The sequence below is a fragment of the Carnobacterium sp. ISL-102 genome (assembly GCF_018612935.1).
GTDB classification, from domain to species: domain Bacteria; phylum Bacillota; class Bacilli; order Lactobacillales; family Carnobacteriaceae; genus Carnobacterium_B; species Carnobacterium_B alterfunditum.
The window spans coordinates 1-19194 of sequence record NZ_JAGGRF010000035.1; the positions used below are offsets into that span (position 1 = coordinate 1).

A 19194-nucleotide genomic window follows, 5' to 3' on the forward strand; every position below is an offset into this window, starting at 1 on the left:
TCCTTTATTATTTCATATAATTTTGTTATAATTCTATCCATAAGAAGGCCTCTTTCATCTATGTATTTGCCGCTCAGCATACATTTATGATAGAACGCCTTCTTTCTTTTTGCTAGTAAAAAATAAAATCATCTCGAGAACTATTTTACACATACGATTTGTTTTCGTGTTGGAACAAGTTTGTGATTTTCAGTACTAACAAATCACTTATAACATCTAAATAATTTTTTGCGGTATCAATAAGATTTGCCTGACTATACCAACCTATTTCATTGCTTTTATACCAGATTCGTCTTCTCATTTTATTTTCTCTCTTATAGCTAAAGATTCTTTTCTTGGCCATTTTAGCCCTCCAATAAATGTTGAACTTAAAATCAATAAACCGCCAAACATTTGCATGCTGCTCATTCCTTCTCCTAAGAAAAGGGCAGACATTACTACTGCAGCAACTGGATCAATGTAACTCAAGAGGGCGACTGTTTGACTTTTTAATTTTTGCATTGCTGAGAAATACAATACATAAGCTAAGCCGGTATGAATGATTCCTAAAATGATCAGATAAGGAATCGACGTAACAGCGATCGCCACTAAATCGAATCCTTGAGTAAAGAAGACATAAGGAGCCAACGTTACAGAGGCTACCATCAGCTGGATCATCGTACTCTCTAGACTGGTTAAATTTTTTACAAATTTATTTAACATCATCACACTTGCATACAAGACAGCTGCGCCTAAGCCATATAAGATCCCTACCAAATGGGTATAATTTCCGCTTATTTGTGTTCCTGTGCCAACAATCAAAAACATCCCCAGCATAGCAACTAGGATACTGATCGCTTTATTTGGCATCAGCTTTTCATTTAATAAAAAAGGTGAAACAATCATGACGATTACGGGAGCAAAATAATAGCTTAATGTAGCATTTGCAATGGTTGTATAATGATAAGCCTCAAACAATAAAATCCAATTCAAGCCGATTGCTGCTCCAGAAAATAGCAGCACTCCTGCATTACTTTTTAAGGCTGTACGTGAGATCTTTTTTTTCTTTAGCAGTAAAAAAAGCAATAGAAATAAACTCCCTAACACGCCACGATAAAGTGCAATTTCACTTGAAGTCAACGCAATATTTTTTACCATCAGGCCAATTGACCCAAACAGCAGCATAGCTATTACAACTTTCATCTTTTCTATTCCCATCTTTTCCCTCCTGATCTTCTTATGTATAGTGTGACAAATTTAAAATTTTCCAGTTACTAGAATCAGAAAAAAGGTACCGGTTCTTTTTACCGCTGCTTGCCCAAAAAATTGTGTTGAAAAAAGCATAAGAAAATAAAGATTCTTATGCTTTTGCTACTATTCTTACTTAATCGGCTATTTGAAATTAGCAGTATGTTAATTTTGGTGCGAAGCATTAGTCCCCTAAACCAACTCTTTGAAAAATTTCGTCTACGTTTCTCAAGTGGTAGTGATAATCAAATGCATCGTCTAAATCTTTTGATGTCAAAATAGACATGACCTCTTCGTCTTTTTCCAACAACGGACGGAATAATACTTGTTCATCCCAGGCAACCGCTGTTTTTGGTTGAATCAGATCATAAGCAGCTTCACGGCTCATTCCTTTATCGATGAGTTTAAGCAACACACGTTGGCTATAAATCAGTCCAAATGTTGCATCCATATTGCGTTTCATATTTTCAGGGAAAACTGTCAGATTTTTAACGATCGTTCCAAAACGATTTAGCATATAATCCAATAAAATAGTTGAATCGGGTAAAATGATCCGTTCTGCGGATGAATGCGAAATATCTCGTTCATGCCATAATCCAACGTTCTCGTAAGCCGTCACCATGTGGCCTCTGATAACACGAGCTAAGCCTGTTACGTTTTCAGAACCAATGGGATTGCGTTTATGCGGCATAGCTGATGATCCTTTTTGCCCTTTTGCAAAAAACTCTTCAACTTCACGTGTCTCAGATTTTTGCAACCCGCGGATCTCTGTAGCGAATTTTTCGATACTCGTTGCGATCAATGACATTGTGGCAACATATTCAGCGTGTAGATCACGAGGAAGGACTTGTGTTGAAATTTCTTGCGCTCTTGTTCCTAAATGTTCACAAACATATTTTTCAACAAAAGTTGGTACATTCGCAAATGTTCCGACTGCTCCACTGATTTTCCCAGCTTCGACGCCTTTTGCTGCATGTTCAAAACGTTCGATGTTGCGTTTCATTTCGGAGTACCAAAGAGCTAATTTCAACCCAAAAGTTGTCGGTTCAGCATGTACTCCATGAGTCCGACCCATCATTACAGTGTACTTATGTTCTTTAGCTTTTTCACCAATGATCGCTAAAAATGTTTGTAGATCTTGTCGCAACACATCATTCACTTGTTTTAATTGGTAGCCATAAGCTGTATCCACAACGTCTGTACTTGTTAATCCATAATGGACCCACTTGCGTTCTTCCCCTAATGATTCAGAAACTGCACGAGTGAACGCTACGACATCGTGTCTTGTCTCTTTTTCTATTTCTAAAATACGTTCGACTTCAAATGACGCATTTGCACGGATTTTTTCCACATCTTCTTTAGGTATTTCACCTAATTCAACCCAAGCTTCGACAGCCAATATTTCAACTTCTAACCAAGTATTGTAACGATTTTTATCAGACCAAATGGCCGCCATTTCAGGTCTTGTGTAACGTTCTATCATAGCTGTATAAACCCCTTATTTCCAAATTCCTGTATCTGCGATTGTAGCTAGTGTTTTTTCAATATCTTTAGTTAATACTGTAATATGACCAATCTTCTGGCCTTTTGTTGCCTTCTCTTTGCCATAGTAATGAAAGTTCCAATTTGGCTTTAACTGAATTTGAACTTTTATTGCTTCATCCTGCTCAGCCAACATTGTTGCCATGACTACTGGAGAAAGCAATTCGATTTCAGGCAAAGGCCAGCCACAGATTGCACGAATATGAGCATCATATTGTGACAAAGAACAGGCTTCAATACTATAATTCCCTGTATGATGAGGTCTTGGAATAATTTCATTCACATAAAGTGTCCCACTAGAAGTAATGAACATTTCAATTCCTAAGATACCTATCACTTCAAGATTCTCAGCCAAAGTCCGGGCAATCCGTTCAATTTCTTCTTCTACATAATGGTCAATACGTGCAGGAACAATGCTTTCAAGTGAGATCGCATTGCGATGAATATTTTCTGCAACTGGAAAAACAACTATTTGATTTGCTTGATTTCGTGCAACCGTTACAGACAGTTCGCGTTCAAATGGGATCCAAGCTTCCAATACACACGTTCCTCTTTTTAATAAAAAAGCCGCTTTTGGAATATCTTCTTCGCTTTGAAGGACACATCGATCTTTTCCATTGTGCCGTTCACTGATTGTTTTCAGAACACAAGGAAATCCAATTTCGTCGATTGCCCATTTTATATCTTCAACGGTAACAATAGTGACATAAGGAGCTAAATTGATGTTACTAGCTTCTAAATACGCTTTTTCTAATAATCGATCTTGGATAATAGAAAGCAAATCAGCCCCTTGTGGAACAGGAACCGTTTTTTTCATTTTTATGATTGCATCTGCATCAATGTTGTCGTATTCGTACGTTACCACATCACATTTCATAGCAAAATCCATCAATGCTTCTTGATCGTCATATTGAGCAATTATTTGCCAATCTGCAATTTGAGCTGCTGGACAGTCTTTTTCAGGATCCATTACACCTATATGATAGCCCATCTTTTTAGCAGATAAAGCCATCATTCGTGCTATTTCCCCGCCGCCAATGATTCCGATCATTTTTCCTGGACTAATTAGATCAGACAAACTTATCACTACCTTCTAAAACGATTTGTATTATTGCTTATCTGCTCATTCTAATTTTAGCAGTTATCTTGTCATCTGTCATTGACAAGATTCAAATTTTAGTTCTAAACTGATTATAAAAAAACAATAGTCGTTATCTTTGTTATTCTGCTTCCATTTCTTTACGGCGTTTTTTTAATTTTCTTGTCCAAAAACCACCATTGATGTATTTAGGTTCATAAGAGATAATAAAACTTTTTGGTTCAATTTGGCTAATTTGTTTGTACAGTTTGCGTTCTGTTTTTCTAGGTGTCAAGATTTCTAAGACCATTCGATCTCCCTCTCGACCGAATGCCAAACTCGTTGTCACTCCATATCCTAAATCACGCAAATCTTCGGGCATTTTAGTTTCTATATCTGGAACAATGGCTGTGACCATGATGTATCCAAGTGCCAAAAATTCTTCTATTTTTATCCCCAGAGCGATTCCAAATCCATATCCTAAAGCATAAACAGCAAGATTGATGTAATTATCTAAACTATCTAGTACCAATCCTAAACCAACAACATAGATCGTTACCTCAACCATCGAAACGAGCGACGCAGCTAAGCGATAACTCTTCATGGTCAACATAAAACGGATCGTATTCAAAGAAATATAAGCGACATTGATGACGAAAATTAATAGTAAAAAAGGTAAATCGACTTCCACTTTTCTCTCCCCTAACTGATAAGTAAATTTTTATACTCAGTTTAACATTATCAAAATTTATTTAAATAGCAAGTAAAATAGCTAATAGATTTGTCACTCTAACAAATAAGCGGCTCAAAAAGTAATCGTTCTACTTTTAGATCCGCTTAGCATGAGTCGTTTATTCCATTTCTTTTTCTACAAATTTTACTTGTCCTTCTTCAAATGCTCGAATACGTGCTAAAGAATAAACATCATGGTTTTCTTCTTCAAGCAATTGACGACCAATTTGAAAAGATTTTTCAATAACGATCCCAACACCTATTACTTGAGCATTCGCTGCTTTGCATAATCTTATCAAGCCTTTTGCAGCTTGACCGTTAGCCAGAAAATCATCGATCAGTAATATACGATCTGTTTTGTCTAGAAATTTTTTGGAAATCACAATCGTACTCGTCGCATTTTTAGTAAAGGAATACACCTCTGTAGAATAAAGTTCATCCGTCAAGGTCAAACTTTTTTGCTTGCGCGCGAATACTACTGGAACACCTAAAGCCAATCCTGCGAAAACTGCTGGTGCTATGCCGGATGATTCGATCGTCACGATTCTCGTAATGCCCTTATCGGAAAAATAATCAGCAAATTCATTTCCGATAGACTGCATGAGTTTAGGATCTATTTGATGATTCAAAAAGTTATCTACTTTTAAAACCTCTCCTCCTAAAACAACGCCGTCCTTTAAAATTCGATCTTCTAATTCTTTCATGAAGTCCAACCTTTCTTTCTATAACTCATTTAAGTACCGGATAAATAACTTTTTCATTCCTTATTGGTTTATAAGCAGCAAAAAAAACTTGGAAATGGTTATCCAACCACATCAATATACGTTTTTTCACTTAAAAAGTCAATATTTTTAACATACTTGCCGGTATCACACTGATAAACACTATAAAACACGAATCATACTACTAAAAAGTAATATATAAGTCGCTTTTTTAACCTTATTTTAAAAAATAGGGTCCAGAAATTTTAGTTAATTGTATTGATCCTATTTATTAAACCATTAAAAATCATCTTCTAAAATAAACTAGAAATTATATAAAGATTGTTATATTATTAAGCTAAAGTCGTTACAGAGAGGAGTTTAGCATGCGCAACAAAAGTTTATTAGGACTCATTAAACACTATTGGTATCTAGGTATTTTATTTGTCATTCTTATTGTGGTGCTTGTTATTGGTACACAACAAGAAAAACCATGGTCAACTGATCTTGATGCAACTGAAACAAAATCATCTGTTATAAAAGATAAGTCTGCCAGCGTTGAATCAGAGGCTATTTCTGCTAAATCGGAAGATAGCGATAATGCTTCTCGAATAGATTCAGAATTATTTTTCTTAAGCGATGACCAAAAAGAAAGTGAAGAATCAGAGCTTGAAGAACCCGAAAATGAGGAAACGGAAGATTTAGCTGAGATCAAGTCCGAAGAAATAGACAAGGATGACAATCCTATCAATGATTATGATAGTAATCAAACGGACAGAACCAGCAGCTACACGCCTATCTATTCTAATGATAACTATAGCCAACCTAAAAGTTCAACTTCATCCACAGAAAAAAATCCGACTACATCAACGCCTTCTAAGCAACCTGCTAAAACACCAGCAGCTGAGCCAGAAGAACTAAAAGAATCGATATCGGTTGTGGAATCGAAACCAATCGAGATACCAACAGTTGAAGTCGAAGTTGAGGAATCAGCCAAGCCAGAAAAACCTGAGGAATCTGCTGCTCCAGAAGTCATCGAGTCAGAAAAACCCATAGAGGAAGATTCTTCAATTGATCCTCCCCCTATTGAAGAATAGAAACTAGTCGATTATTTAAATATTAGTGTCAATACAAAAAAAGTGCATTGTCATTGGACAGTGCACTTTTTTTGGGTTACTGTTTAATTTTTTATTGGTTCAGTATCTTCTTAGTTTTCCTCCGTATTTAAACGTTCGACATAGAGACTGACTAGACGCGAACCTTCTACTTTGTTGGACTTAAGTAAGTAGTTTTCATACTCTATACTAACATTCTCATCTGGTCGAGGTATATTTCCATGTTGTGTAATGAAATAACCGGCGATTGAATCTACATCACTGGACTCAATGTTAGTTCCAAAAAATTCATTGAATTTTGATAATTGAGTTGAACCATCTACTAAATAAATACTTTCAGATACTTTTTCAATCATGTTAGATGTTTCATCATATTCATCATCAATATCCCCTACTATTTCTTCAAGCAGATCTTCTAATGTTACAATTCCGACTACTCCACCATATTCGTCATTTAATACGGCTAATTGATTGCGCGTGCGTCTTAACTCAAAAAGCAAGTCATCCACATGGATCGTTTCAGGAACAAACAATGGTTGATTTAAGATATCTTTTAGATCGATATCATCCAGTTTTGTTGTACGAGAAGCTTTCAACAAATTTTTAACATGGATGATCCCAATAATACTATCTTTATCCTCAATATAAACTGGCACACGAGAATAGGGAATATCTAATAATTGAGGAATATTCACTTCACTTCCATCTTTATAATCAATCATGAAGGTATCGGTACGCGGAACCATAATTTCTCTAGCCATTTTAGTATCCATTGATAAGATACCTTTTAACATAGTAAACTCATCTGGATCGATTGCTCCAGCTAATTGACTATTTTCTAGATAAACACGAAATTCATCACGTGTCATTTTTTCTTTTTCTTCTGTAAAATCTATTGGCGTCATTCTCTTTAAAATATCGGTCGAAAATGAAAGTAATTTTACAAATGGCTTAGCAACTTTTTGTACAATAAGAATGACACCAGAAGTAGCTCGAGCAACTTCCTCAGCTTTTTGTAAAGCGACTTGTTTTGGATATAATTCCCCAAACACAAGGGTTATATAAGATAGTATGATCGTCACAACGAATGTTGCTATTTGTGTCCCCCCAGGAATATTTGATAAATACGGTTCTAGGCGGGTTGCAAAACTGGTTGCTGCGGATGCACTTGCAAAGAAACCTGCCAAAGTGATGGCTACTTGAATGGTAGCTAAGAAGTTATCTGAATGGCTCAGCAGCTTCAAGATATTTAACGACTTCTTATCTCCTTTGGCTGCTCTTTCTCTTATTTTTCCTTGATTTAGTGATACAAATGCCATTTCTGCTGATGCGAAAAACGCATTAACAGCTGTCAATATAACGATAATTAATATCTGTCCTATCATCGACTGACTATCGGGGTCTGAATTCATTGATCATTGTCTCCTTTAAATTTTTCTGATTTTTTACAAAGTAACATTACTATATCACTTTTTAAACTTACTTTCAACTACACCATTTTCACACTATGTTCTCCTATTATTGAAAAGTTTCCATTTTTTCAAGCATTGGCAGCATCGTATCGATTACTGAACCACTTGATTTTCCTTCGATCATAGCCAACATCAAGTATTCGCTGTTTTCAGCATCAAAGGCTAACAAGAAACCGTTTGTTTCAGCATCTTCGCCTTCTGTTTCAGCTTCTGTTGTTTCAGCTGTACCTGTTTTAGCTGCGATTTTTTGGTCAATAACCGCCAATTTATGAGAAGAACCGTATTCTTTTTCGACTGCCTGAACTAAGTCTTCTTTGATTATTGCTGCTGATTCAGGTGTGACGGTTTGTTTGGAACCTGCTGTTTCTTGATCTGCTGTTAATTTAGGATAAACAAGCTCTCCTCCATTTGCAAATGGTGTATAGGATACCGCTTGTTGAATGGGATTAAGCAACAATTCACCTTGCCCAAATGCGGTATCTGCCAAGTGCCCTTCTGAATCTAATGTGCCGCTGTTTGATATTTGAGCTGGGTTCATCGCAATTGGTAATTTCAGGTCCTCTCCAAATATATATTTGCTTAACCCTGTTTTATAAACTTCTTGACCCATTTCTAATGCTTCTCGTGCAAAATAAATATTATCTGAATACGCAAATGCATCTGCTAGATTCACACTAGGAACATCTTTCACCCGGGTAACTTTATAATCTCCCCAAGAAGCATCTTTTTGCCAAGATAACCCATCAATTTCCTGCGTTTCTGCTGGAATGATCGTTCCCGCATCTAGACCTATGCCCGCTGTAATAACTTTAAACGTTGATCCTGGTGCATATCCAGAAGCATATCGCGCTAAAAATGGGCTCATAGGATCGTCAACGTATGCTTGGTAATCTTCAGAACTGATGCCGCTTGATATTAAGTTTGCATCATAAGAAGGCGTACTGACTAATGCTAATATGCTTCCATCCATTGGATCCATGAAAACGGCTGAACCACTTTCTCCCGTTAATTGATCGTAAGCAGCTTGCTGTATCTCAGCATCAATGGTCAAGGTAATATCTTCACCATTCTCAACTTCAGATTCTTGTAATACCATTTTTAGTTCGCTGTCACTTGTTTGGATCTCAATGCGACCGCCTTTTTGACCCCTTAACCTTTCGTCATAAGTTGCTTCCAAACCAGACTTGCCAATAAGGTCTCCGGCACTCAATGTTGGATTTTTTTCAATATCTTCTGCTGAAGCATCTCCAACGTATCCAATCAAATGGGCAGCTGCTTCATTTAAAGGATATGTACGAGCCGTTGTTTCTTGATAAAGCACTCCTGTAGCTTGTGGCAATTCTGCATCTTGAGCTAATAGTTTAAACGGTACAAAGCTTTCTGGCGTTACCCAGCCTTGCTCTAACAAGTTTTCTAGTTCTTCTACTGCAACGTCATACGTCTCAGCAATTTTTTCTAAATTGGTTGTCTTTTGATCCCCTTCACCTAATGCAGAAGGTTGAAGACCTGCTTGCATAGAGGTCCCAATAGTTGCTAATGGCGAACCGTCTTTATCTAAGATTTCACCTCGTTCACCTGCCGTTTTTATGATCGAGATTTTATCCGTTGGCTCCATATCTGGAAAAATAAGTTCTGTATCCCAATCGACTTGATACTCGCTATCTACCTTAGACAATATTGTTTCGTATGACTTTTTATCTAATTCACCTAATGCTGTTTCCATGTTTAACGAATAGGAGATCCTGTACTCATCCGTTTCCTCATTTTGTGTAAGCGAAAAATCAGATACTTTCAACTCCGCAGCTCCTATGCCGCCATATACTGTTACATAGCGCTCGGCCATCGATTCTCTTGTGTAATCGATAGCAGCCAGTGATTCTTCAGAAACAATTTGGCTCATAGCAGTATAATCTTGTTTTTCTACTGCTGCGATAAACGTATCTGCCGTTTTTTGAGCAGCTTTTTCATCTCTGGCTGCCGACCAAGCAGTATATCCGATAACTCCTCCAACAATCAATGCAATCACCGCTACAATGCTACTGATTATTGCCCATAAGGGGAACTTTTTTCCTTTTTTGTTGCTGTTTCGCATTTTTCCACACCTGCTTTTAGTTTTTATTTTCTTCTTCTTTTAACGCCTTTTGTTCATCATAAAAATCTTCTTCTTCTTGACGGTATCTTTTCATTAGATCACTAAATAATTTCCCATTACTAGGTGGTGTGTACGTAATGGCATTCGCACCGGCAGCGATGGTTGCTTTAATGCTCTCTTCTGTTGGACCGCCTGTTGCAATAATCGGTACTTTTGGAAATTTCTTTCGTATTTCACGCACAATATGAGCCGTTTTAGCTGCTCCGCTGACATTCAATATGTCAACACCAGCATCTAATTTTTCTTGGATATCCGTAAATTCTGATACCACCGTTGATATGATAGGAATATCAATTAGTTTATCTATTGCACGATAAGTCTCTTTTGGTGTAGGTGCGTTTAATACGACACCCATACAACCGTGTGCTTCGGCAAATAAAGCAATATTAGCCGAACGGTGTCCATTTGTAATACCTCCGCCTACTCCAGCTAGGACAGGCATATTTGCTACATTTGTGATCCCTTGGATGATAGCTGGATGAGGTGAGAAAGGATAAACAGCAATGACTGCATCTGCATCATTGTTCATAATAATGGCGATATCCGTTGTGAAAATAAGCGAACGAAATCGCTTGCCATTTATAATAATGCCGCTTGCTGTATCAATTATTTCTGGAACTGCTACATAATGCTTTCTCAAATCAGTCGTTATACTTGGAGAATCTTTTTTAGCTACCATTTCCCCACTCCCTTTTAGTTGTCTTTATACCGTTTATTTTAACGAATATCTGATCTAATTGCTATCATTCTGCAATAAATAAAGCGATTACTTGCTGCCACTAAGAAGAAGTTGAAATATACATTCCAACTTCTTCCTGTATACCGACCTGACACACTTAGTCCTATTAGTTTTGATCATACTGATTTAAGTCATACTGTTCGATCAAGCGAATCAGTTTATTAGGATAATCGGGATCGGTAGCATAGCCGCTTTTTTGTAATGCATAAGCCGCTTCTTTGTAGTCCTTTGATGCTAAAACTTTAGCATATTGATCTGTATTCCAGGTCGTTCCTTTAGTGAATAATTTTGAATGATCTTCCATTGATTCTTGCCAAGTAGTGTATTTTCTGAATTCTGCATTAACTTCGATCCATTCTCCATCAACAAATTCTCTAGTAGTCATTGTAACAGTCGGTTCAGCACTATCCCCTTTGATTCCATAAAAATTATTATTTTTTACAGAGAGTTCACTAGTGCCCCAATCTGATTCAAGTATGGCTTGAGCGATACTGATACTCGGTAAAACACCGTATTCTTCTTGTAGCACTTTGGCGTAATCAACAATTTGGACGATAAAATGATGCTGTTCTTCTTTTTCTTCTTGCTTGTCTTGATATACTTTTATTTCAGGTGTCTCTTGTGCTAAAAAATAAAGGGTCCCAAGAAAAATGAATACAAAAATAAAAAGTGTTACCAAGAAATGGCTAGGTTTTATTTGTTCATTTCCCTTACGTTTCAAAGTTTTATAGGTATTTTTTTTTTGCTTTTTAAGTGGCATAACTTTCTTCCTTTCAATAAAAAAACAAATTACCTTAAACGAGTTTACTTACCAGCTTCTTCTAATAAAGCAACGTACTCTTCTAAAGCTAACTCATGCTTCTTCATATAGGCTGCATTTTCTTTTCCAACATAACGAAAATGCCATGATTCATATTCGATGCCAGTTTCATCTTTTTTACCTTCAGGGAACCGCAAGACAAATCCGTACTCAGCTGCATGCTCAACTAACCATTGTTGTGATGCTTGAGTATCAAATTCAGCAACAAGCCCTTTGCCTGTATTCAACCATTCTGTATCCATCACATCAATGGCAAGTCCGGTATGGTGTTCACTTCCTCCAGGAATAGCAATATAATCTTCCGTTAATTTAACGGCTTCTTCTTGAGAAAGGCCTTCATCTAAATATTGTTGGATCCTATTGTTGTAATTTGTGGTTTGCAACTCAACTGAGCGATAAGTTGAAACGGCTAGTATCTCATGACCCGCTTCCTTTCCAGCATCGTCCATAGCGACATAATCTTCAATGATCCGTTCATCAACCAAATAACCATTAGGCAATTCACTTAAGGGTATTTCTAACGATTCATCTATTTTTGTCCAATTATTAACGAGTATTAAATTCCAATCATCTGACGAAACAGCTGGTAAAGTATCCAGCATTGCTTGATGTTCAGCTTCTTTTACTCGTTTTTGTTCTTCTTCTAGTGTTAATTTTTCAATAGAAGAACTGGTTTCAGAAGCTTGATTAGATTCAGAACCGGATTCTTGATTGAATTGTTCGCACCCTCCTAAGATACCAGTTGTTATCAGTAGCAAGGCTAATTTTTTTTTCATTATTTTAAAGACTCCATTCTAATTTTATATTTCATCTAAAAGGATCATCCAATAAATAGTGTTGGTACATTAAAATGAGATTTCTGCTAGCATAAGATCCTTTGCGCGGCTAAAAGCAACCCCTATTCCTTCATAAATTTTGGGTGATCGATTTACGTTGTCCACTAACCCTAAAGATTATAGATCCCTTATAAGCATCTTTATGCTTAAGATAGTGTACTTTTGAGTTCACTCCTTTATAATAACATTAATATAGAATAAGGTTAACAGGAAATCTTTTGGAGGTTCACTCATGAAAAAAGAAACGTTCACAGATCAACTTTACAAAGCATCCCAGGGTATTGCTGCAGCAGTTGTAGTAACTTTAGGTATTGGACTGTTGATTCAAAGTATTGGAGAACTATTAGGCCTTACAACACTTGTCACTATTGGTGCTGTTACGAAAACATTATTGATTCCTGGATTGGGGATTGGGATCAGTTATTATTTGAAAACAGATATTTTAACTATGTTAAGTGCCTCGGTAGCAGGAGTGATCGGCGGCCGCGCATACATTTTTGCAGATGGTGTGCTGTCTTTAAAAAGCGGTGAACCTGTTGGAGCTCTAGTGGCTATTGCCATAGCGATCATTGTCGGCACCTTTTTGTTCAATAAAACACGGTTCAATATGATTTTGGTACCTTTTGTCAGCATATTGATCAGCGGATCAGCCGGCTACGCTTTGTCCTCACCGATAGCCTTCATGCTAAACTCAGTCTCATCATTGATCACTTCTTCGGTAGCTGGTTTCCCTCTTTTATCCTCAATGGTTTTAGGATTGGTTTTCGGTATGCTGATTTTATCACCGGCTTCATCAGCCGCTGTTGCTCTAGCTTTACAATTAGACGGTGCTGCCGGAGCAGCTGCTCTAATTGGATGCAGCGTTCAGTTTACGGTTTTTGCCTTTCTCAGTTTGAAGGATAATGATGCTGGAACATTTTTAGGTCAATTGATCATTACTCCAAAACTGCAAACTGGCAATATTATTAAACATCCTAAAGTGGCTTTATTTCCATTGCTTTTGGGAACGATCTTAGCTCCTGTCGGGGTTCTATTTTTTAATTTAGAAGCCTCCGCTGAAATTGCAGGCATGGGTTTATGTGCTTTAGTTGCTGTTTTCGGGATCGCCTCTTCTCAAGGAATGGCTGCTACCTTTTCATACCTTTTTGTGGTGGTTTTCTTACCAGGTTTATTGAGTATCATATTCAAGCCTTTCTTGCTCAAATCAAATCTGCTAAAACCCAACGAATTAAAAATTACTATCTAAACTAAAAAAGAGTTGCCAGGGATAAATCCTGGCAACTCTTTTTTAGTTCCATAAATTACGGTGTCTTAAACAAAGAATTAGGAATAGAACTAAGAAACTGAAATAGATCCTGTGTCAAGATTGCTTTTTTCTTCAATTGGTTTATTCAGCTTTGTCCATCATACCAGGTACAAAGGTCGAAATTTGCCATTCAATCCCAAACTGATCAATGACATTTCCGTATAATGGACTCCAGAATGTCTCCTCGAGCGGCATCACTATTTTACCATTTACTTTTAATTGGTCAAAAACTTCACGCGTTTCCTCCGCTGTTTCGTAAACTAAAGTGACAGATACGTTGTTGCCTTGCTTATAACCCTGTCCACCTTCGAACGGGTTATCGGAAAACATCAAATAGCTTCCATTTGTAAGCTGCAAGGTTGCATTCATTAGCATATTTTGTACTTCATCAGACAGAACGGGATTATCTGGGTGCGGTGGCATATCCTTGAATTTGCTGCTATCTAAAATATCTGCTTTGAGAACAGTTGCGTAAAAATTTAACGCCTCTTCTGCTTTACCATTAAATGTCAAGTACGGGTAAGAATCAATCAACATATGAAGCCCCTCTTTCTTTATCTATTTTTCACCTTAAGGATAGAGTATTTCATTACTATGACCAAAAGAAAACGCTCTAAAAATTAGCGAATCTCTAAGATTGAGCTGCGTGTCTAAATGTGAAGCTCCGCATCCTTGTGTTGCGTTCGACAGGCTCTCTGAAAAAATAGAATCTCTTCAAGGATGGAACATCCTCTGCGAGATTCTTTGTTTTTCTATCAAGCCTTAACGTCGAACTCCGCATCCTGAATATTTTTGTTGAACCATTCCAATAAATTGGGTTTGTCGGTTTTTATTTGTTGCTGGATGATTCCAGGTAAACGCAATTCAATGACGTCCTTGTAGCTCCAGAAATCATAACCGTTCTCAATGATAAGAATTGTTGTATTCTGTTTGCGGTGATGCTCTATTATTTGCTCTTCGGTTTCTTTTTTAAATTCTAGTTCGGCTGTACCGCTGTTCACCCATTTTTGTGCTACATGAAATTTGATAGCTAAATATTCGTTAACGGGATTAGCTTTAACTTCTGGAAAAAAGGTAGCGTTTCGGCAAACTTTTTGGACCAGCATCCATTCGTATTCAGTAAACAACCGAGAAATCTTTTCCATATTTTCAGGTTTCAGTCCTTGGTTGCCTTTTTTCCAGCGATCCCAACTTTGTGGTGTGATACCTAATTGTGAGGTGTAAAAAGCTTTTTCGCTAACATATTGTTCTTTTATAGCTCTTAAAACAATTTCTACTAATGCGTCATGCATGTTCATCATTCCCCTTCTAATTATTAATACTATCAGATAAGTGCTACCTTTATTTTACACCTATTACGTTAACTTTCAAATTGTATGCCCTTACTTTTATCCGTTTTTTTGAAACATAAAGCTTTTGTTGCCTTCCTCTTTCCATCTAGTGTTTTTCAATGGTAGAATATATTTGATAACGGATAACTAAATTTTGGGAGGCTTTCTATGAAAAAGTTAAATTGGGGAATTTTAGGTTTAGGTCAAATTGCAAATGAATTTGCAGAAACATTTAATGTCGAAAATGCAGTCCTCTATGCTGCGGGTTCACGAAACGGTGAAAAAGCAGCTGCATTTGCTGAAAAATATGGAATTAAAAAATCTTATGGTTCATACGATGCATTACTAGCAGACCCATCTATTGATGTAGTTTACATTGCTACACCGCATAGCCATCACGCTAAGTTGATTTTAAAAAGTTTAACGGCTGGCAAACATGTCTTATCAGAAAAAGCAATCACAATGAATAATAAGCAATTAACTCAAGCAATGAAACTAGCTGAAGAAAAAAAGCTAGTTTTAGCTGAAGCAATGGTCATTTACCATATGCCGCTTTATCATAAGTTGAAAGAGATTGCTCAAGAAGGTTCTCTCGGTAAACTAAAAATGATCCAAGTCTCTTTCGGAAGTTTAAAAGAAGAAGATCCAACTAACCGTTTCTTTAACAAGAGTCTTGCTGGCGGGGCATTACTTGATATCGGCATTTATGCTCTATCTTTTACTCGTTTTTTCTTGACCAGCCAACCGCATGAGATCCATACGACCATGAATTTTTACGAAACCGGTGTGGATGAGCAATCAGGGATCATACTGAAAAATGATCACGATGAGTTAGCTGCTATTTCGCTTACTTTTAGAGCTAAGATGCCCAAATTAGGAATCGTGGCCTTTGAAAATGGTTTTTTCACAGTTAATGATTTCCCGCGTGCAGAAAAAGCTACTTTAACACACCCGGATGGCTCAGTTGAAACGATTGAAGCTGGTGATACAAAACAAGCTATGAATTACGAAATAGCTGATATCACAAACTTGATTTTATCGAATCGTCCAGATCCTTCGCTTGCTCTTACGCATGACGTAATGGAAATGATGGACACGCTAAGAACTAAATGGGATCTTCATTACGCTTCTGAATAATGCATTATTTTAATCTGATAAATAAGCTACAACTGCTGAAACAAAACTTACTAATAACTAAAAAAACGTTGATTGCAAAATGCAATTGACGTTTTTTAGTTATTTTAACTAGTTAAGTAAATTCTTTAGGCTAAATCACTTTTTTTTCTATATTTTTTGAAGCTATTAGCCCTAAAAGCCAAACCTATGTCAATTTTTCGTTTTGCAAAAATTCTGAATCCTTCAAGTGATAAAAGCTTGTTCGATTCTATTTCTTTTAATTCTTTATAATAGATAACTTGTTTGATTCGTGGTATATTTTTAGCTAGATTTTATCCCAGCCCTTTTTTAATTAGAGACTGGATCAACAGCTTGTGAATAAGAACAAACTTTATTTCTGCCACTTTTTTTCGCTGCATAAAGAGCTTGGTCAGCATGGTTATAAAGTTGGTCGATTTCTATTGTCGTATCATTATAAGTTGTAATACCTATAGAAATTGTAACATGAATCGTTATGGTTCCATTCTTTACAGCAAAAAAAGAATTTTCTACTACTTTTCTTAAGGCATCTGCTTTTTCATATGCTTCTTTATGGTTACAATCATTAAGCAACACCGAAAATTCTTCTCCACCATTTCTAGAAATAATATCCTTAGGATCTTGACTCATTTTTAAAATTGCTGCTAATTTTTTCAATACTTGATCGCCTTCTAAGTGGCCATAAGTATCATTTACTTGTTTAAAATGATCAATATCTAAGATCATGATAGAAATACTCTCATTCGATTTTTCAAGTTTACTTTTTGCTTTATTAAACGCCAAGTCAAAACTACGAACATTATTTAAGCCCGTCAATGGATCGGTAAAGGCATACTTATTGTTTCTTTTAAATATAATCTCCGTCTCATTCAAGTAATCCATCATATAAACAGCGATGAGTCCTCCTAAAATACAAATGATCCAGTAGGTTGATATTAAAAGTATATTAAGATCTTTTCCTGCTGAAAGAATAATGTTCAATACCGTATAAACAATATTACTCAAAGTAAGCATAACTATAATGGAAACCCACCGATTTTTAATTTTTTTAAAACAAAAACAGAATATTACCCATGAAGCAAGGATAAAAATAATATTATAAAATGAATAAGTGCTTACACCCATCATAAACCGAATAAGAATAATTAAAGTAGCCGTGATAGAAGTTGATAACCAATTTCCATAAAGAATAACTAACATGAAGGGAATAATTCGAAGATCAATCATGGAATTCGTGCTGGTTTCAATATTAAAGCGCATTAAAACAGCAGCTAGAAGGCCACCTAATAAACCACTTATAATTGCTGTACTTACAGTTTGTATTTCGAAAGAACTCTTTTTCACGAGTTCTTTATACACAAACAATGCTGCGATCAAAACGCATAGATTTAGAAAAAAACCATCATAAAACGATAACATATCGATTCTCTCCCATCAGTTCTTTTATTTCCTCTTTACAAAATAACACCTTATATTCATCCTGATTATACTACAGTTATTTAACTGTAATGATTAATTCGACAAAATGTAGAAAAGTATACATATTTGCTTGAACACCTTAATGGTTTAAATGACTAATTTAATAAAAGTTATCCTATTAATTTTTCAGATAACTTTAAACAACAAAAAAATGAGTCTGTTCATCAGCTTTCTGATAAACAGACCCTTTTTCTTATTCTCAGTTAGTTATAGCCCAACCGCTCTCTTTCCTAGCCAAATAGTTACGCTAGAGCGTACTTTAAAAGAATATCAAGCATTTTTTAGTTTCAGTTCTTCGTGAAACAGCTTTATACGAAGAACTTGACTGACCAATTGTTATCACTCTAACGTGAAACGACTCTTCACGAATAAGTGGCACATCAAACTGGTTGTCACTTATACGTCAAAATGGGTTTCATAAGGAAGTGAAGCAAAAAAAGCTCACTTACCATTTTTATCCATGGAAGTGAGCTTTTTTCGATAACCTTTTGATTTTTTTATTTATTACTCAAACAATCCTTTTATAGCAACCCAAATTTGACTAAAGAAGTTGCTGATTTTATCTAATAAACCACTATCTTCAGCTTGCTGTAAGGCATCACCAAATTTATCTTGAACAGTGTTAGACAAGTTGCTTAGTTGTTCTTTTACTTGGGCTGAATCGATTGCACTTGTTTGTTGATATTTTTCAAATAAGGCCATCAAGCGATCGATTTGATCTTGTGTAACGGTATCTTGTAAATTGTTTTTTTCTAACGCTTCATTAATGATTCGTTGAACATCTTCTTTTGTGGCCAATTCACCTTGCTGCTCTTTTAAATCAGCTAAGCTTTGTTTGATATCAATGATCGCTTGGTCAAATTTAGCTGTATCAAATGCTTCATCTTTCACGTTTTCTTGTGCGATTTCATTTGTTGTTTCTAATTCATCTTGTGCTACTGCCATACGTTCTTGGTCTAATTCTTCTCCGTTAACATCGAAAGCTTTATAAATTCCAGTTAAAGCACTCTCTCCGGTAACCTTGCTGACACTTGCTACTTCGATTTTTACGTCATTGACCCCTGCAGTAATAGCTGCATTTGCATATTGGTCTTGTGTGATTTGACTGATATTCTCTGGAGTAACGATTTCTACATCGACACCTTCGCCAGCATCTTGTTTCTGTACCAATACGGATGAGATCATGCTAGCAGTATTTCCAGAGCCATCACCTAAATAATCAATCAAATCTTGCCCTGAAACACTATCAATAGCTACATTTTCAGGATTCGTGATTTTCATTAACGCTTCTGTTTCCGTTATTTGACTTTCAGATAACCCACCGCCATAGATAAAAGTAGGTTTCCCCCATTTTTCATCGACAACGGTTGTATCGATTCCATCAGTTGTCGCATCAGCTGATTGTGGCCAGGCAACTAAAGTAGCTCCTAACAAACTCATTGCGGTTAAAGCTGTTAAACTCATTTTTTTTAATTGATCCATTTTCAAATCCTCCATTACACGTTTTTT

General features: G+C 36.3%; 17 protein-coding genes. 3 read left to right on the forward strand and 14 right to left on the reverse strand.

The window, feature by feature from the left end; all coding sequences use genetic code 11:
• Positions 1-297: 297 nt before the first annotated feature.
• The 5 genes from J7E16_RS09845 to J7E16_RS09865 all read right to left on the reverse strand — a co-directional run bounded on the left by J7E16_RS09845 (position 298) and on the right by J7E16_RS09865 (position 5283).
• Positions 298-1197, reverse strand: a complete 900-nt coding sequence (locus J7E16_RS09845; RefSeq protein WP_214891296.1) for a DMT family transporter — start codon at positions 1195-1197, stop codon at positions 298-300.
• Between the two features lie 214 nt (positions 1198-1411).
• Positions 1412-2710: an adenylosuccinate lyase gene (gene purB / locus J7E16_RS09850; RefSeq protein ID WP_214891298.1), complete on the reverse strand. Its 1299-nt coding sequence runs from the start codon at positions 2708-2710 to the stop codon at positions 1412-1414.
• Between the two features lie 15 nt (positions 2711-2725).
• Positions 2726-3856 carry a 5-(carboxyamino)imidazole ribonucleotide synthase gene (gene purK / locus J7E16_RS09855; protein WP_214891300.1) on the reverse strand — a complete coding sequence of 377 codons (1131 nt, stop codon included), beginning with the start codon at positions 3854-3856 and terminating at the stop codon, positions 2726-2728.
• A gap of 133 nt (positions 3857-3989) precedes the next feature.
• On the reverse strand, positions 3990-4538 hold the full coding sequence (locus J7E16_RS09860; protein ID WP_214891303.1) for a DUF2179 domain-containing protein: 549 nt from the start codon (positions 4536-4538) through the stop codon (positions 3990-3992).
• A gap of 160 nt (positions 4539-4698) precedes the next feature.
• Complete coding sequence (locus J7E16_RS09865) at positions 4699-5283, reverse strand: xanthine phosphoribosyltransferase (protein ID WP_214891305.1); 585 nt, start codon at positions 5281-5283, stop codon at positions 4699-4701.
• 383 nt (positions 5284-5666) lie between these two features.
• On the opposite strand from J7E16_RS09865, the gene J7E16_RS09870 reads away from it, so the two are divergent.
• Positions 5667-6377 carry a hypothetical protein gene (locus tag J7E16_RS09870; RefSeq protein ID WP_214891307.1) on the forward strand — a complete coding sequence of 237 codons (711 nt, stop codon included), beginning with the start codon at positions 5667-5669 and terminating at the stop codon, positions 6375-6377.
• A 110-nt stretch (positions 6378-6487) separates the two neighbouring features.
• On the opposite strand, the gene J7E16_RS09875 is transcribed toward J7E16_RS09870, so the two are convergent.
• The 5 genes from J7E16_RS09875 to J7E16_RS09895 all read right to left on the reverse strand — a co-directional run bounded on the left by J7E16_RS09875 (position 6488) and on the right by J7E16_RS09895 (position 12354).
• Positions 6488-7807: a hemolysin family protein gene (locus J7E16_RS09875; RefSeq protein WP_214891309.1), complete on the reverse strand. Its 1320-nt coding sequence runs from the start codon at positions 7805-7807 to the stop codon at positions 6488-6490.
• A 106-nt stretch (positions 7808-7913) separates the two neighbouring features.
• Complete coding sequence (gene pbp4, locus J7E16_RS09880; protein ID WP_214891311.1) at positions 7914-9959, reverse strand: penicillin-binding protein PBP4(5); 2046 nt, start codon at positions 9957-9959, stop codon at positions 7914-7916.
• Positions 9960-9975: 16 nt separating this feature from the next.
• On the reverse strand, positions 9976-10698 hold the full coding sequence (locus tag J7E16_RS09885) for a beta/alpha barrel domain-containing protein (RefSeq protein WP_214891313.1): 723 nt from the start codon (positions 10696-10698) through the stop codon (positions 9976-9978).
• 166 nt (positions 10699-10864) lie between these two features.
• Positions 10865-11518: a glycoside hydrolase family 73 protein gene (locus tag J7E16_RS09890; RefSeq protein ID WP_214891314.1), complete on the reverse strand. Its 654-nt coding sequence runs from the start codon at positions 11516-11518 to the stop codon at positions 10865-10867.
• A gap of 44 nt (positions 11519-11562) precedes the next feature.
• Positions 11563-12354 (reverse strand): M15 family metallopeptidase, encoded by a 792-nt coding sequence (locus J7E16_RS09895; protein ID WP_214891316.1) that lies wholly within the window; start codon positions 12352-12354, stop codon positions 11563-11565.
• A gap of 292 nt (positions 12355-12646) precedes the next feature.
• On the opposite strand from J7E16_RS09895, the gene J7E16_RS09900 reads away from it, so the two are divergent.
• The gene (locus tag J7E16_RS09900) at positions 12647-13660 is read left to right on the forward strand and encodes a PTS sugar transporter subunit IIC (protein WP_214891318.1); all 1014 of its coding nucleotides are present in this window, start codon (positions 12647-12649) and stop codon (positions 13658-13660) included.
• A 141-nt stretch (positions 13661-13801) separates the two neighbouring features.
• Here J7E16_RS09900 and J7E16_RS09905 read toward each other — a convergent pair whose 3' ends face one another.
• Complete coding sequence (locus tag J7E16_RS09905; protein ID WP_214891320.1) at positions 13802-14257, reverse strand: VOC family protein; 456 nt, start codon at positions 14255-14257, stop codon at positions 13802-13804.
• Positions 14258-14475: 218 nt separating this feature from the next.
• Positions 14476-15012: a hypothetical protein gene (locus tag J7E16_RS09910; RefSeq protein WP_214891347.1), complete on the reverse strand. Its 537-nt coding sequence runs from the start codon at positions 15010-15012 to the stop codon at positions 14476-14478.
• A gap of 207 nt (positions 15013-15219) precedes the next feature.
• Here J7E16_RS09910 and J7E16_RS09915 point away from each other — a divergent pair, with 207 nt between their 5' ends.
• Positions 15220-16188 carry a Gfo/Idh/MocA family protein gene (locus J7E16_RS09915; RefSeq protein WP_214891322.1) on the forward strand — a complete coding sequence of 323 codons (969 nt, stop codon included), beginning with the start codon at positions 15220-15222 and terminating at the stop codon, positions 16186-16188.
• A 327-nt stretch (positions 16189-16515) separates the two neighbouring features.
• Here the strand turns inward: J7E16_RS09915 and J7E16_RS09920 are convergent, their stop codons facing one another.
• On the reverse strand, positions 16516-17625 hold the full coding sequence (locus tag J7E16_RS09920) for a GGDEF domain-containing protein (protein ID WP_214891324.1): 1110 nt from the start codon (positions 17623-17625) through the stop codon (positions 16516-16518).
• A gap of 564 nt (positions 17626-18189) precedes the next feature.
• Positions 18190-19167, reverse strand: a complete 978-nt coding sequence (locus J7E16_RS09925; protein WP_214891326.1) for a DUF1002 domain-containing protein — start codon at positions 19165-19167, stop codon at positions 18190-18192.
• Between the last annotated feature and the right edge of the window lie 27 nt (positions 19168-19194).

What these genes read in the sequence shown, in the direction of transcription:
- J7E16_RS09845 (WP_214891296.1), bottom strand. Translation starts at nt 1,197, where the DNA reads ATGGGAATAGAAAAGATGAAAGTTGTAATAGCTATGCTGCTGTTTGGG.
- purB (WP_214891298.1), bottom strand. Translation starts at nt 2,710, where the DNA reads ATGATAGAACGTTACACAAGACCTGAAATGGCGGCCATTTGGTCTGAT.
- J7E16_RS09865 (WP_214891305.1), bottom strand. Translation starts at nt 5,283, where the DNA reads ATGAAAGAATTAGAAGATCGAATTTTAAAGGACGGCGTTGTTTTAGGA.
- J7E16_RS09870 (WP_214891307.1), top strand. Translation starts at nt 5,667, where the DNA reads ATGCGCAACAAAAGTTTATTAGGACTCATTAAACACTATTGGTATCTA.
- J7E16_RS09875 (WP_214891309.1), bottom strand. Translation starts at nt 7,807, where the DNA reads ATGAATTCAGACCCCGATAGTCAGTCGATGATAGGACAGATATTAATT.
- pbp4 (WP_214891311.1), bottom strand. Translation starts at nt 9,959, where the DNA reads ATGCGAAACAGCAACAAAAAAGGAAAAAAGTTCCCCTTATGGGCAATA.
- J7E16_RS09885 (WP_214891313.1), bottom strand. Translation starts at nt 10,698, where the DNA reads ATGGTAGCTAAAAAAGATTCTCCAAGTATAACGACTGATTTGAGAAAG.
- J7E16_RS09890 (WP_214891314.1), bottom strand. Translation starts at nt 11,518, where the DNA reads ATGCCACTTAAAAAGCAAAAAAAAAATACCTATAAAACTTTGAAACGT.
- J7E16_RS09895 (WP_214891316.1), bottom strand. Translation starts at nt 12,354, where the DNA reads ATGAAAAAAAAATTAGCCTTGCTACTGATAACAACTGGTATCTTAGGA.
- J7E16_RS09900 (WP_214891318.1), top strand. Translation starts at nt 12,647, where the DNA reads ATGAAAAAAGAAACGTTCACAGATCAACTTTACAAAGCATCCCAGGGT.
- J7E16_RS09905 (WP_214891320.1), bottom strand. Translation starts at nt 14,257, where the DNA reads ATGTTGATTGATTCTTACCCGTACTTGACATTTAATGGTAAAGCAGAA.
- J7E16_RS09910 (WP_214891347.1), bottom strand. Translation starts at nt 15,012, where the DNA reads ATGCATGACGCATTAGTAGAAATTGTTTTAAGAGCTATAAAAGAACAA.
- J7E16_RS09915 (WP_214891322.1), top strand. Translation starts at nt 15,220, where the DNA reads ATGAAAAAGTTAAATTGGGGAATTTTAGGTTTAGGTCAAATTGCAAAT.
- J7E16_RS09920 (WP_214891324.1), bottom strand. Translation starts at nt 17,625, where the DNA reads ATGTTATCGTTTTATGATGGTTTTTTTCTAAATCTATGCGTTTTGATC.
- J7E16_RS09925 (WP_214891326.1), bottom strand. Translation starts at nt 19,167, where the DNA reads ATGGATCAATTAAAAAAAATGAGTTTAACAGCTTTAACCGCAATGAGT.